This is a genomic window from Achromobacter sp. 18P8.1.1 (genome assembly GCF_057799415.1).
On the sequence record NZ_JBYOKH010000024.1, the window covers coordinates 40696 to 53239 of the forward strand.

10 protein-coding genes are annotated in these 12544 nt (G+C 67.5%); 6 read left to right on the forward strand and 4 right to left on the reverse strand.

Annotated elements, in window-relative coordinates; translation table 11 throughout:
* Positions 1-59 precede the first annotated feature (59 nt).
* On the forward strand, positions 60-872 hold the full coding sequence (locus AC27VE_RS16555) for a LysR family transcriptional regulator (protein ID WP_488704452.1): 813 nt from the start codon (positions 60-62) through the stop codon (positions 870-872).
* On the opposite strand, the gene AC27VE_RS16560 is transcribed toward AC27VE_RS16555, so the two are convergent.
* The 3 genes from AC27VE_RS16560 to AC27VE_RS16570 all read right to left on the reverse strand — a co-directional run bounded on the left by AC27VE_RS16560 (position 869) and on the right by AC27VE_RS16570 (position 4907).
* Positions 869-3313 (reverse strand): TonB-dependent siderophore receptor, encoded by a 2445-nt coding sequence (locus tag AC27VE_RS16560; protein WP_488704453.1) that lies wholly within the window; start codon positions 3311-3313, stop codon positions 869-871. The two genes, AC27VE_RS16555 and AC27VE_RS16560, sit on opposite strands and share 4 nt — an antisense overlap.
* Before the next feature lie 110 nt (positions 3314-3423).
* Positions 3424-4431 (reverse strand): FecR domain-containing protein, encoded by a 1008-nt coding sequence (locus AC27VE_RS16565; protein ID WP_488704454.1) that lies wholly within the window; start codon positions 4429-4431, stop codon positions 3424-3426.
* A complete protein-coding gene (locus AC27VE_RS16570; protein WP_427956005.1) occupies positions 4428-4907 on the reverse strand; it encodes a sigma-70 family RNA polymerase sigma factor in 480 nt (159 codons plus the stop codon). The genes AC27VE_RS16565 and AC27VE_RS16570 overlap by 4 nt, the downstream gene beginning before the upstream one ends.
* 158 nt (positions 4908-5065) lie before the next feature.
* Between AC27VE_RS16570 and AC27VE_RS16575 the strand changes: the two genes are divergently transcribed.
* From AC27VE_RS16575 to AC27VE_RS16585, 3 genes are all read left to right on the forward strand, one after another.
* A complete protein-coding gene (locus AC27VE_RS16575; RefSeq protein WP_006222537.1) occupies positions 5066-5575 on the forward strand; it encodes a sigma-70 family RNA polymerase sigma factor in 510 nt (169 codons plus the stop codon).
* An 11-nt stretch (positions 5576-5586) separates the two neighbouring features.
* Positions 5587-6591 carry a FecR domain-containing protein gene (locus tag AC27VE_RS16580; RefSeq protein ID WP_488704455.1) on the forward strand — a complete coding sequence of 335 codons (1005 nt, stop codon included), beginning with the start codon at positions 5587-5589 and terminating at the stop codon, positions 6589-6591.
* A gap of 138 nt (positions 6592-6729) precedes the next feature.
* Positions 6730-9192, forward strand: a complete 2463-nt coding sequence (locus tag AC27VE_RS16585; RefSeq protein ID WP_488704456.1) for a TonB-dependent siderophore receptor — start codon at positions 6730-6732, stop codon at positions 9190-9192.
* Positions 9193-9205: 13 nt separating this feature from the next.
* Here AC27VE_RS16585 and AC27VE_RS16590 read toward each other — a convergent pair whose 3' ends face one another.
* Positions 9206-10867: an ATP-binding protein gene (locus AC27VE_RS16590; RefSeq protein ID WP_488704457.1), complete on the reverse strand. Its 1662-nt coding sequence runs from the start codon at positions 10865-10867 to the stop codon at positions 9206-9208.
* A gap of 131 nt (positions 10868-10998) precedes the next feature.
* On the opposite strand from AC27VE_RS16590, the gene AC27VE_RS16595 reads away from it, so the two are divergent.
* Both AC27VE_RS16595 and AC27VE_RS16600 read left to right on the forward strand, forming a co-directional pair.
* Positions 10999-11520: a sigma-70 family RNA polymerase sigma factor gene (locus AC27VE_RS16595; RefSeq protein WP_488704458.1), complete on the forward strand. Its 522-nt coding sequence runs from the start codon at positions 10999-11001 to the stop codon at positions 11518-11520.
* Positions 11517-12488, forward strand: a complete 972-nt coding sequence (locus tag AC27VE_RS16600; RefSeq protein WP_427961454.1) for a FecR domain-containing protein — start codon at positions 11517-11519, stop codon at positions 12486-12488. The genes AC27VE_RS16595 and AC27VE_RS16600 overlap by 4 nt, the downstream gene beginning before the upstream one ends.
* Positions 12489-12544: the final 56 nt, after the last annotated feature.

Here is a 12544-nt window from a genome sequence, read left to right on the forward strand (position 1 = left end):
AGGGCGGGATGTTTCGCCTGAAAAATGGTTTATTCTTTTCGCAGCAATCGGGAAAACTTATGGATAGCCGTCAACTCAAAGCCTTCGTCGCCGTCTTCGAAGAACGCAACATCACGGGCGCCGCGCGGCGGCTGCATCTCAGCCAGCCGGCCTTATCGGGCACCATCAAAAGCCTGGAAGACCTGTTGGGCACGCAGCTGTTCGAACGGCAGGCGCGCGGCGTGTCGGTCACGGAAGACGCGCGCATCCTGTACCCGCAGGCACGCCGCCTCCTGTCGCAAACGGAATCCATGACGCAGCAGTTCCGGCAGGGTGCGAATGCGGCGGAAATCGAGATCGGCGTCGAAGCTGACATCGCCGGCGAGGACGTGGCTGCCTTCGTGCAGGCAGCACGGCAGGCGGTGCCGGCCTTGTTCGTGAAGCTCTCGGAAGGATGCGTGGGCGATGCGCGCCTGTCGACGGAAGACGAGCGCTGCGAAGACGAGTTGTTCCTGACGCTGTCCATCGACCCCTACGTGCTGGCCGTGCCGGAAGGCAGCGCCGGCGATGCCGCGCTGCCGTGGATCGTGTGCCCGTCTCATCCGACCCATCAACGCCTGCTGCCGTACTACGGCGCAGCGGCCAGCGCGCCGGCCGCGCATGCCGGATCCTTGCGCCTGGCGCTGGAGCTGGCCGCGGCAGGCGTGGGCGCCTGCGTGGCGCCCGAGTCCCTGGTGCGGCGCCAGGCGGGCGTTGCCGGCCGGCCCATCGGCGAACTGGAAATGTTTCGCCGCGTGGGCCTGTGCTATGCCGTCCAGGCGCTGGACAAACCCGTGCTGGCCACGCTGGTCGAGGCGTTGCGGGCGCGGGCGCCCCAGGCCGAGCCTGTCTAGAACTCGAACTGCGCCGACAGCGATACCGAGCGCGGGCTGCCCATGTTCAGCCAACCGCCGCTGACGCCGGCGGCCGATGCCCAATAGCGCTTGTCGAACACGTTGTCCACGCCCACACGCAGGGTGACCGGCTTGGCGTTGGGCAGGCTAAGCACGTAGCGCGCGCCCAGGTCCAGCGTCGTCCACGCAGGAATCTGCTGCGTGTTGCCGGTGTTCACGTATTGTGAGCTGGCGTGGTTGACGCGCGCAGTCAGCGTCAAGGACGGCACGAAAGAGGGATCCCATTCCACGCCGGCGCGATACACCCATTTGGGCGCGCCGGCCGCCTTGTCGCCGTCGTTCCTGCCATCGGGCGTCGACGTCAGCACGGCATCCAGCAGCATCGCGCCGCCCAGCACGCGCACGCCGCGCACGGGTTCGCCCATGACCGAGAACTCCAGCCCGCGGTTGCGTTGTTCGCCGTTCATGGAATACAGCCGTGTCGTGGGGTCGTACTGGGCGTTGGGCCGCGTGGCCTGGAACGCGCTGAAGGTGGCCATCCAGGTGTCCAGATCCACCTTGACGCCGGCCTCGTACTGCTTGCTCTTGTAGGGGGCGAACACCTGCCCCGCGTTCAGGGCGAAGTCCGGCGCGGTCGGGCCCTTGTTCAACGCTTCCATGTAGTTGCCGTACACCGACACGTTGCGCCAGGGCTTCACGACGATGCCCACGCCTGGGGTGATGGCGCTCTTGTCGTAGGAATTGCCGACGCCGTTGGTGTAGTCGGTCACGTCTACCCGCTGATGCCGGATGCCGCCCATGATCTGCAGCCGGCCGTCCAGCATCGACATCGTGTCCGCCAGCACGACGCTCGCCAGGTTGCTGCGCGAGGTCATGGGCACATTGTTGAGGTCCGTCGTGAAATCGGGCTTGGGGTAGTAGACGGGGTCGTAGAGGTTCGACGCGCCTTCGCCGTTGTATTCGCGGGCCGCGTAGTTCTTCTGCCACAGGCCGGTCGCGCCCACCGTGACTTCATGCTGGATGGCGGCAGTCGAGAACGAGACGCGCACGCCGGCTTCCCCGGTGGTCGAGCGGGTTTCGGCCGGGCGGTACGAAAAGTATTCGATGAAGTCGCCCTGCGAATTGCTGATGACCGGTTCCGGCGACAGGATGTCGCGCTGCGAATGCTGTCCGCCCATCGCCGCGTATGCCGTCACGTTCGACGTGATGTCCACTTCGCCGCGCAGCATGCCGTACTGGGTTTTCGAGTTGGCGTAATTCCATTTCTGCGTGGGATTGACGTCTTTTCCCGGCGGCTTGGGGATCGAGAACGAACCGGAGTCCACGAAGTACCACCACGCGCCGCGTTCGATCTTCAATCGGTCGTAGCCCAGGTCGGCCGACAGGCGCACCCGCGAGCCGCGGTAGTCCAGGCCCACGGTGGCGTTGCCCATGGTCTTGTTGTTGTCGCGAACCGCGCCTTCGCCGTCCCGGTAGACGCCGTTCACGCGGATGCCGAACTGGTCCGATTCGCCGAAGCGCCGGCCGATATCGATGTGGCCGCCGAATTGCGAGCGGGAATCATACGTAGCGGTAAAGCGCGTGAGGGGATCGTCTTCCGCGCGCTTGGGGACCAGGTTGATGCTGGCGCCGATGCTGCCCCCGGGCGAAATGCCGCGCAGGAAGGCGGAGGTGCCTTTCAGCACTTCCACGCGTTCCACGGTTTCGACCGGCATTTTCGTGGGGGGCGCCACGCCGTACAAGCCGCCATAGGTGATGTCTTCGCCCAGGATGTTGAAGCCGCGCACGTGCGGCTGGTCGATGTAGCTGTCTCGGGGCCAGCCGGACACCACCGAAGGATCATTGGCCAACACATCGCCGATGCTGCGCGCCTGCTGGTTTTCAATCAGGGCCGACGTGTAGTTCATGGTGGAGAACGGCGTGTCCATGACATCGCGGTTGCCCAGGATGCCGACCCGGCCGCCGGTGGCGACCTGGCCGCCGGGCGCGGGCGGCGGGGGCGTCCAGTTGTCATGCATGCCCGTCACCGTGACGGGGTCGAGCGTTGTCACGCCGGGTTCCGCGCTGGCGCGGCGCAGCTGATAGGCGGTGCCGCCGTCTTCCGCCACAGCCTCCAGCCCCGAGGCTTGCAGGATCAAGGCCAGTCCGCCGGGCACGCTGTGGCTGCCCGACAAGCCGTTGCTGGACTTGTCGCGAGTCAGGGCGGGGTTGATCGCGATCAGCACATTGGCCTGCGCACCGAATTGGGCCAACACGCTATCGAGCGTGCCTGCGGGGATGCGGTAGTCGCGGGCAGCGGCTTGGGCCTGGGGTTGCGCCTGGGCCGGGGTGGCGACGCCCGCGCACACGGCCGTCACGGCCAGCGCCGCGGCGGCCAGCCGGAAGGGCGCGGGAGGGCGAGCACCGCGGCGCGCGGCGGAAAGAGGGGAGTGCGGGGTCATCGGCGTTGCGTTCCTTGGATGCCTATGCCGCCAATCGCGGCAGGCTTGCCCGTATGAAACGCGAGACCTGGAAATCTGCCGGGCTGTTACAAAATACCTGGGCCGAGGCGCTATTTCCGGCCCACGCTGACCCAGTAGCGCGTGCGGTACGTGATCCGCAGGTCCAGCACCCGCCCGATCAGCGACAAGGCCTGGTCCGTGCGGTCCAGCGGGTACGTGCCCGAGATCGGCAATTGGGCGACGTCCGGATCGCATCGCACGATGCCGCGGCGGTAGCGCGCCAGTTCGGACAGGCACTGCGCAAGCGGCATGCGCTCGGCCATCAGCACGCCGCGCGTCCAGGATTCGGCCGACAGGTCCAAGCCGGCGGGCGAGGCCACGCTGTCGTCATGCAGTTCGGCGCCCTGGCCGGCCTCCAGCAAGACGGCCTGGCCGTTGCGCGGCTGCAGGCGCACGAGCCCTTCGAACAGCGCGACGCGGGCATGGCCTTCACCGGTGTCGCGTACGCTGAAGCGGGTGCCGACCGGGGAGACGGTGCCGTAGCGGGTATCCACGCGCAGCGTGCGCCGGCCCGCTTGCGTGCCGGACGTCACCATGACCTCGCCCGCCAACAGGATGACGCGCCGCAGTCCGTCCTCGTCCCGGACATCGAGGGCGGTGCCCGTGTTCATCAGCAGCAGCGTGCCGTCGTCCAGCGCGATCTCCCGGCGTTCGCCGGTGCTGCTGCGGTAGTCGGCAAAGGTCGCCCGCAAGGGGCGTGCGCTTTCCAGCGACCAGGCCATTGCGCCTGCGCCGCCGGCAGTCAGGCCCAGCGCCAGGAAACGGCGCCGGCCACGTTGGCGCGCGACGTGCTCGATGGCGCTGCGCGCGGCGGACCCTTGCAGGTTCGTTGCCGCACCGGGCATGGCGAGCAGCGCGCACACCCGCTGCCAGGCGGCTTCGTGATGGGGGTGGGCCGCCCGCCAGCGCGTACAGGCATCGGCCACGCCGGGATCGCCAGGGGATGATTGCAATTGCACGAGGTGGGTGGCCGCCTGCCGCACCACGTCGGGCGGCAACGGCGCCGCACCCGGCTCGCGCTGGAACAGGGACGACGGGTCGCCACCGCTGGCGCTCATGCGTAGACCGCCTGATAGCAATGGGCGATGGCCTTCACCATGTCTTTCTGCACCACGTTCAGCGTGAGCTTCATCCGGTCGGCGATTTCGCGGTAGCTCATGCCTTCCAGTTGGGCCATCAGGAAAACGCTGCGCGCGCGGGCGGGCAGGTCCGCCAGGACGCGCGATATTGCCGACAAGGCTTCAACCACCAGGGCGCGCTCTTCTTCCGACGGTTGCACGGCGTCCGGGCGGCTGGCCAGCGCTTGCAGGTAGCTGCGTTCCAGCGCCAGGCGGCGGTAATAGTTGGCCGTCAGCCGCGAGGCCACGGTGGTCAGGTAAGCGCGAGGCTCGCGCACGCTGGCGATGGCGCCTGCGCAAAGAATGCGTTCGAACACATCGTGCGCCAGGTCGGCGGCATTGTCCGCGTCGCCGCCGAGCTTGCGGCGCAACAGGTCCAGCAGCCAGCGGTGGTTATCGCGATAGAGGCGATTCATGTCATTGTCAGGCCCGGTGCCCGCCGCAATGCAGTCGCTCCTCATGCTGCTCCCCCAATACGAATTCGTGGTTCTTGTAAACGGATCGAAGATAATTATAATTGCGAATCATTTTCATTGTGTGTGGACATCTGGCGGCGACGCCGGGGCGCAACGTCATGCCTTCCTCTTCATTCGCCCCTCGCGCCGAGGTGCAAACCGTCTATCTGGCCCATCACCAATGGTTGCGGGGCATGCTGCAGCGCAAGCTGGGCAATGCGTCCGATGCGGCCGACGTGGCGCACGACACCTTTGAACGACTGATCCGGGCCAACGTGCGCGAGCCGCTTAGCGAACCGCGCGCTTACCTGCGCACGATCGCCACGCGGCTACTGATCGGCCGTGCGCGGCGGGCGGCGCTGGAGACGGCCTATGCCGAATCGCTGGCGTTGCAGCCGGTGGCGGTAGAGCCGTCGGTGGAGGCGCGCGCCTTGATCCTGGAAGCGCTGGAACAGGTTTGCGAATTGCTGGACAGCCTGCCCATGGCAAGCCGCCGCATCTTCTTGATGGCGCAGATCGACGGCCTGTCCTACGCCGAGATCGGCCAGCAACTGGGCCTCACGCCCAACGCGGTGCAGAAGTCGCTGGCCCGGGCGCTGGTGCATTGCTACACGGCTGTTTACGGGTGAGCCGCGGCCTGATGGACAGCGCCAAACTGCTGCGCCCGCATGCCCCGGACGCCGGGCGGATCGACCCCAAGGTCATTCGCCAGGCCGCCGACTGGTGGGCGCGCCTGCGCGAGGACGCGACGGATGCCGACCGCGCGGGCTTCGAACGCTGGCGCCAGGCGCAGCCTGCGCATGAACTGGCCTGGCAGCGCATGAGCGCGCTGACGCGCGATGTCGCCCTGGGCGTGGCCGAGGCTGGCAACGGCGTGGCCGCGCGCACCTTGCGGCAGGCGCCGCTGATCCAGTCGCGCCGCAATGCGATCCGCTGGATGGTGTCGGCCGCCGGACTGGGCCTGGGGGCGTGGGCGGTGGGCGAACGCGGTGCGATCCGCCGCCTGACCGCCGACCTGCGCACCGGCACCGGCGAACGCCGGGCGCTGACCCTGCCGGACGGCACGCTGCTGGAACTGAACACCGGCAGCGCCGTCGACTTGCGCTATACCGCCAGCCAGCGGGAATTGGTGCTGCTGGAAGGCGAGATCCTGGTGACCACCGCGCAGGACAAGCAAGGCCGGCCCTTTACCGTGCGCACCCGCAGCGGCGTACTGACGCCGGTGGGCACGCGCTTCCTGGTGCGCGACCTGGATGGGGGCCGCAGCTTGCGGGTGGCCGTCTTGGAGGGCGCGGTGGATGTGCGGGGCCTGGACCCCGCCGACGCGCCGCGCCGCGTGGCGGCCGGCGAACAGGCCGACTATTCGGCCGGGGGCGGCTTTGTTTCCGGTCCGCTTGAACCTGCGACGTCCGCCTGGCTGACCGGGATGCTGATCGCCGATGAACTGCCCCTGTCGGATTTCCTGCGCGAACTGGGGCGCTATCGTCCCGGCGTCTTGAGCTGTTCCGATGAGGCGGGCGCCTTGCGGGTGGTGGGCGCGTTCCCGCTGGCCGATAGCGACAAGGTACTGGCCATGCTGCAGGAAGTGCTGCCCGTGCGGGTGCGCCACTACACCCGTTATTGGGTCACGGTGGGGCTGGCCTGAGCGGGGAACCGGAACCCTTCTCATTTAATTTGTAACCGCAACGGCGTAAATCCCGACCTCGCGCTTCATGTAAGGAAAGCAGCCCGGACGATCCCCCGCCCGGGCTGCGCCATCCTTCAAGAGCCAGGGAATCCTTTCATGTCTTCTCGTCCTGCCCGCGCCGCGGTCCTTGCCCGCTTCACTTTGCCTCGCACCCGTCTGAGCGCCGCGCTGCGCCTTGCGCTGCCCGCCGTCATGCTTGCCGCGCCGTGGCCCTCGGCTGTGTACGCCCAGGCGACGACCGGCCAGCGGGCAGTGGCGTTCAGCATTCCGGCAGGCCCGCTCAGCGCGGCGCTGGGGGCGTTTGGGGTGCAGGCCGGCGTCATGGTGGCCTCCGATCCCGCGTTGACGGCCAGCGCCCGGACGGATGGGGTGACGGGCACGTACGCGGTGGACGCGGCGCTTGAGCGGTTGCTGGCGGGCACGGGCTTGCAGGCGGTGGCGCGGCCCGAGGGCGGGTTCCGCTTGCGGCAAGCCGCCGCGCCGGGACAGGCCGCCACGCTTGCGCCCGTGACCGTGACGGGCAGCTACAACGCCACCACGGATGGCACGGCGTCGTACACGTCGCCCGCCGTCACCATCGGCAAGACCACCCAGGCCTTAAAGGACATCCCGCAATCCATCACCGTGCTGACCCGCCAGCGCATGGATGACCAGGACATGACGAGCCTGCCCGACGCCATCAACAATACGGCCGGCATGGTGGGCGTGCAGGGCGTGGGGCCGGGCGTGGCAATCAACGCCCGGGGCTTCCCGGTGGATTTGCTGCAGTACGACGGCGTGGCGTTGCTGCGCAACAGCTACAGCCTGGGCAACTGGGAGCAGGATTCGCTGGTGTTCTACGACCGCGTGGAAATCCTGCGCGGGGCGGCGGGCCTGCTGCAAGGGGCGGGCAGCCCGGGCGGCGCGATCAACCTGGTGCGCAAGCGTGGCGGGGCGGAGCCGTCGGTGGTCATCACCGGCAAGGCCGGGTCGTGGGACCACTATGGCCTGCAGCTGGACGCCGGCGGCCCCTTGAACGCGGCGGGCACCTTGCGCGGCCGCGTGGTGGTGGATGAAGACCAGAGCCATTCCGCCATCGACTACGTGTGGGACAAGACGCGCAACCTGTATGCCGCCCTGGACTACGACGTTACCGAGAACACCACGGTGGGCATCGGCATCAGCAACCGCTACAGCCGTTCGCGGCCGATGCTCGTGGGCTATCCCCGCTACGAGGGCGGCGGCGACATCGATCTGCCGCGCTCGACGTTTACCGGGTCCACGTGGAATCGAGCGAAGAACGATCAGACCATCTTCAATGCCGACGTGACCCACCGCTTCAACGACGCGTGGCGATTCCGGCTGGCGGGAGTCGCCATGAACGAGAAGAACACCACCGTGCACCAACGCGCGGTCGGCCCGATCCTGCCGGACGGAAGCGGGCTGGACTACGGCAATTTCGGCGTGGACTTCAAGAGCAAGCAGCGCGGGCTGGACATGTCGGTCAACGGCAACTTCACCGCGCTGGGTATGGAGCAGGAAGTGGTGGTGGGCGCCAGCTATTCCAAGCTGACCACGGCCGATCGTTTCACGCGCGCCTGGGAGTCCGGCGGCAATGTGTTCGACATCGATCACCATCGCCCGTGGCAGGACATCGACAGCATCGCCGCGACTAGCGGCTATGACTCGCGCAGCAGCTACGATATCCGCCAGAAAGGCCTCTACGGCACGTGGCGCGTCAAACCCATCGAGTCGCTGGCGCTGATAGGCGGCGGCCGCGTCGGCTGGTTCGACTACGGCTATTCCAGCGGCGGCACCACCACCACGTCGACGACGTCGGGCAAGTTCATCCCCTACGTCGGCCTGGTCTATTCGCTGACCGACAACTGGTCTGCCTACACCAGCTACACCACCGTGTTCGAACCCCAGACCGAACGCAGCCTGGACGGCAGCCTGCTCAAGCCCATCGAAGGCAACAACTACGAAGTGGGCGTGAAGGGCGAACTGATGGACGGCCGCATCAACACGTCCGTTGCGGTGTTCCGCTACGACCACAAGAACCGCGCGGTCAACGACTACGATGCCGGTTTCGCGTGCGATGGCTGGTATTGCTCGCGCGCGTCAGGCAAGGTGCGCAGCCAGGGCCTGGAAGCCGAGATCTCGGGCGAAGTGGTCAAGGGCCTGGAGCTGTACGCCGGCTACACCTACAACACCACCAAGTACCTGTCGGACCCCGACAATCAGGGCGCGGTCTTCAATACCTGGACGCCCAAGCACATGCTGCGCCTGTGGGCCAACTACAAGCTGCCGGGCATGATGAACCGCGTCAGCGTGGGTGCGGGCGTGAACACGCAGACCGACACGATCAGTTCGGACCGCGAGTTCAAGCTGGCCGGGTTCACCGTCTGGAACGCGCGCGTCGGGTACCAGGCCACGTCGGAGCTGAGCTTCGCCTTGAACCTGAACAACGTGTTCGACAAGAAGTACTACGTGCCTTCCTACAACACGGTGTCCGGCAACAACTACTACGGCGAGCCGCGCAATGTGATGTTGACGGTGCGCTACGCGCCCAAGCTATAAGGGCCTGCGCGGCTTAGCCGCGCATCAACGCATGGACTTGGCTTGCCAGGTCTTCCAGCGCAAAGGGTTTGGGCAGGACGGGCAGGGCGGGTTCTTCGGCGGACGCGGCGACGCCGCTCAGGCCCGAACCCGTCATCAGCAGCACTTTCAGCCCGGGACGCAAGCGGCGCGCCGCGTCGGCGACTTGATGGCCGCTGATGCCGCCAGGCAGTCCCAGGTCGCAGATCAGCAGGTCTAGCGGTTCGGGCGAGGCCAGGCGGCGCAAGGCCGCGGCGCCGTCGGCCGCCTCGGCCACGGTGTAGCCCAGCTCTTTCAGGGATTCGGCGGCCACCGCCAGGACGGAAGGGTCGTCTTCCGCGATCAGGATGGTTTCCCCGTGCGCCGCGGCCGGGGGCGCTTTGAGGGCAGCCTGTTCCAGCGACGCCATTGCGCCCTGGTGGCGGGGGAAGTACAGCGTCATTGCCGTGCCTAGCCCCAGGCGCGAGTGGACCTGCACCTGGCCCTGGGACTGCCGCACGAAGCTGTACAGCATCGACAGGCCCAGCCCCGTTCCCACGCCCGCCGCCTTGGTCGTGAAGAAGGGTTCGAAGATGCGCTGCACCGTATCCGCCGCCATCCCGCAGCCCGTGTCCGTGACGCGCAGCCGCAGGTAGTCGCCCGGCGCCAGTCCGCGCCTGCCCGCCTGCGCGGCGTCCAGCGTGACGTTGCGCGTCGAGACCCCCAGCGTGCCTTGTCCCGGCATCGCATCGCGCGCATTCAGGCACAGGTTGAGGAGGGCGTTCTCCAGTTGATGGGTATCGACCCAGGCGGGCCACAGGCCGGGCTCGCAGGCCAGGTCCAGGGTGATGCGCGACCCGATGCTGCGCCGGATCAGGTCTTCCATGCCGGTGACCAGCCGATTGATGTCGGTGGCTTTGGCGTCTTGGGGCTGGCGGCGGGAAAAAGCCAGCAGGCGATGGGTCAACGCGGCCGCCCTCCGGGCGCCGCTTTGGGCAACCTCGATGTGGCGCTCCAGGTCGTTGTGCCGTTGCTGGGCCAGCCGCATGCCCAGCAATTCCAGGCTGCCGGAAATCCCCATCAGCAGGTTGTTGAAATCATGGGCCAGGCCGCCGGCCAGCTGCCCCACGGCTTCCATCTTCTGGCTTTGGCGCAACGTGTCTTCCGCCTGTAGCAGCGCCTCGGCCTGGGCCCGTTCGGCGTTGACCCGCGAGGTGGTTTCAATGACGGTGTCCATGATGCCGACCACTACGCCGTGCTCGTCGCGCACCGGGCTGTAGCAGAAGGTGAAGGTGGCGTCTTCGGACTGGCCCGACCGCAGGATCTCCAAGGGAAAGTCTTCGATGAAGGTGGCTTCGCCGGCGAACGCGCGGTCGGCGATGGGGCCGATCATCGGCCAGGCTTCGCTCCAGATGTCACTGAACGGACGGCCCAGCGCATCGGGCTTGGTGCCCAGGATCGGCGTGAAGGCGTCGTTGTACAGCGTGATCAGTTCCTTGCCCCAGACCAGGCAGCAGGGGAACCGGGACGACAGCACCATGCCGGCGGCGACGCGCAAGGCGCTGGGCCAGGCCGTGATCGGCCCGAGCGGCGTGGCGGCCCAGTCGAAGGTGGAAACCCGCAAGCCCATCTCGCCGCAGCCGGCAAGGAACGAGGGCGTGGAGGAGTCAAATTGCATGGTAATTGCGACGGTGGCCGAGGGTGATTGATTTTATCCGACAGGGGGCGCGCAGCAGGGGGGGTGGAACCGGGTCCGGGATAAGATAAAATAGAAATCGTTCCCATTTACATGCTACCTAGAGGTGCGCCTTGCCTCCGTCCGATCTGCTGCCCGCCGATACCGTCACGAAGCTCTATCGTGACCATCACGGCTGGCTGTCGATATGGCTGCGCAAGAAGCTGGGGAACTCGTTCGACGCCGCGGATTTGGCCCACGACACCTTCGTGCGCCTGATGAGCGGCCGCCGCAAGGACGGCGTGGGCGCCGAGCCCCGCGCGCTGCTGACGCACATCGCCAAGGGGCTGGTGGTGGACCATTGGCGTCGGCGCGCGGTGGAAGATGCTTATCTGGCGGCGGTGGCGCACTTGCCCGCACCGGAAGTGCCCTCACCCGAAATGCGGGCGCTGATCCTGGAAACGCTGCACGTCATCGACGCCACCTTGCGGACCTTGCCGGCCAAGACGCGCGAGATCTTTCTGCTGTCGCAGTTCGACGGCATGGCGTACGCCGATATTGCACAGGCGCAGCGCGTGTCGCTGGCGACCGTCAAGCGGCACATGCAGAAGGCGCTGACCGCCTGCCTCGTCGCTTATCAGGTCCACGCGGCATGAGTGCGGTGATCGACCCCGCGATTCTGGAAGAGGCGGCCGGCTGGCTGGTGCGCTTCCAATCCGAAACGCTTTCCGCCGCTGACCGCGCCGCGTTCGACCGTTGGCTGGCCCGCAGCGCCGCGCATGGCGCGGCGTGGCAGCGGGTGGAGGACATGCTGCGGGGGTTCGGCCAGGTGCCGCCCGCCATCGGGCGCGACACCCTGCGCCGTCTGGACCGTCCGGGCCGCCGGCAGGCCATCCGCGCGTTGGGCGCCTTGCTGGTGCTGGGGCCGGCGGCCTGGGCCGGTTGGCGCACGTTGCCGTGGCGCGAATGGGCGGCGGACGTGCGCACCGCTACGGGCGAGCAGCGTCACCTGGAACTGGCCGACGGCACCCGCCTGGTGCTGAACACGGCCAGCGCCGTCGACATCCTCTACACCCCCGAACAACGTGTGCTGTGGCTGCGCGCGGGCGAAATCCTGCTGACCACCGGCCGCGACCCGTCTCCCGTCCATCGCCCCTTCATCGTGCGGACGTCGCAAGGCACGATCCGCGCGTTGGGCACGCGTTTCATGGTGCGCGATGAAAGCGCCAGCATCCGCGTCGCGGTGTTCGACGGGTCGGTGGAAATCCAGCCGCGAGATGCCGGCGCGGCAGCCGTGGTGGTGCCGGCAGGCCAGCAGACGGTGTTCAACGCCCACGAGGTCGAACCCCTGGCCACGGCCGAGGCGGAATCCGCGTCGTGGGAGCAGGGCATGCTGGCCGTGCGCAACTGGCGGCTGGCCGACCTGGTGGACGAACTGGCGCGTTATCGGCGGGGCGTCCTGCGCTGCGACCCCGCGGTGGCCGGGCTAAGGGTTTCGGGCGCCTTCCCGCTGGCCGATACCGACGGCAGCCTGCGCCTGCTCGAAAAGACCTTACCCGTGCGGATCAGCCGGGTGACGCCGTTCTGGGTCACGGTCGCGCCCCGCGCGGCTGTTACAAACTAATCGCCGATCCGTTGACACTTTTTTCCGCTTCGTCCGGTGTACCGGGTGAATCGTCG

Coding starts and splice junctions, on each gene's coding strand:
- AC27VE_RS16555 (WP_488704452.1), top strand. CDS start 60: ATGGATAGCCGTCAACTCAAAGCCTTCGTCGCCGTCTTCGAAGAACGC.
- AC27VE_RS16560 (WP_488704453.1), bottom strand. CDS start 3,313: ATGACCCCGCACTCCCCTCTTTCCGCCGCGCGCCGCGGTGCTCGCCCT.
- AC27VE_RS16565 (WP_488704454.1), bottom strand. CDS start 4,431: ATGAGCGCCAGCGGTGGCGACCCGTCGTCCCTGTTCCAGCGCGAGCCG.
- AC27VE_RS16570 (WP_427956005.1), bottom strand. CDS start 4,907: ATGAATCGCCTCTATCGCGATAACCACCGCTGGCTGCTGGACCTGTTG.
- AC27VE_RS16575 (WP_006222537.1), top strand. CDS start 5,066: ATGCCTTCCTCTTCATTCGCCCCTCGCGCCGAGGTGCAAACCGTCTAT.
- AC27VE_RS16580 (WP_488704455.1), top strand. CDS start 5,587: ATGGACAGCGCCAAACTGCTGCGCCCGCATGCCCCGGACGCCGGGCGG.
- AC27VE_RS16585 (WP_488704456.1), top strand. CDS start 6,730: ATGTCTTCTCGTCCTGCCCGCGCCGCGGTCCTTGCCCGCTTCACTTTG.
- AC27VE_RS16590 (WP_488704457.1), bottom strand. CDS start 10,867: ATGCAATTTGACTCCTCCACGCCCTCGTTCCTTGCCGGCTGCGGCGAG.
- AC27VE_RS16600 (WP_427961454.1), top strand. CDS start 11,517: ATGAGTGCGGTGATCGACCCCGCGATTCTGGAAGAGGCGGCCGGCTGG.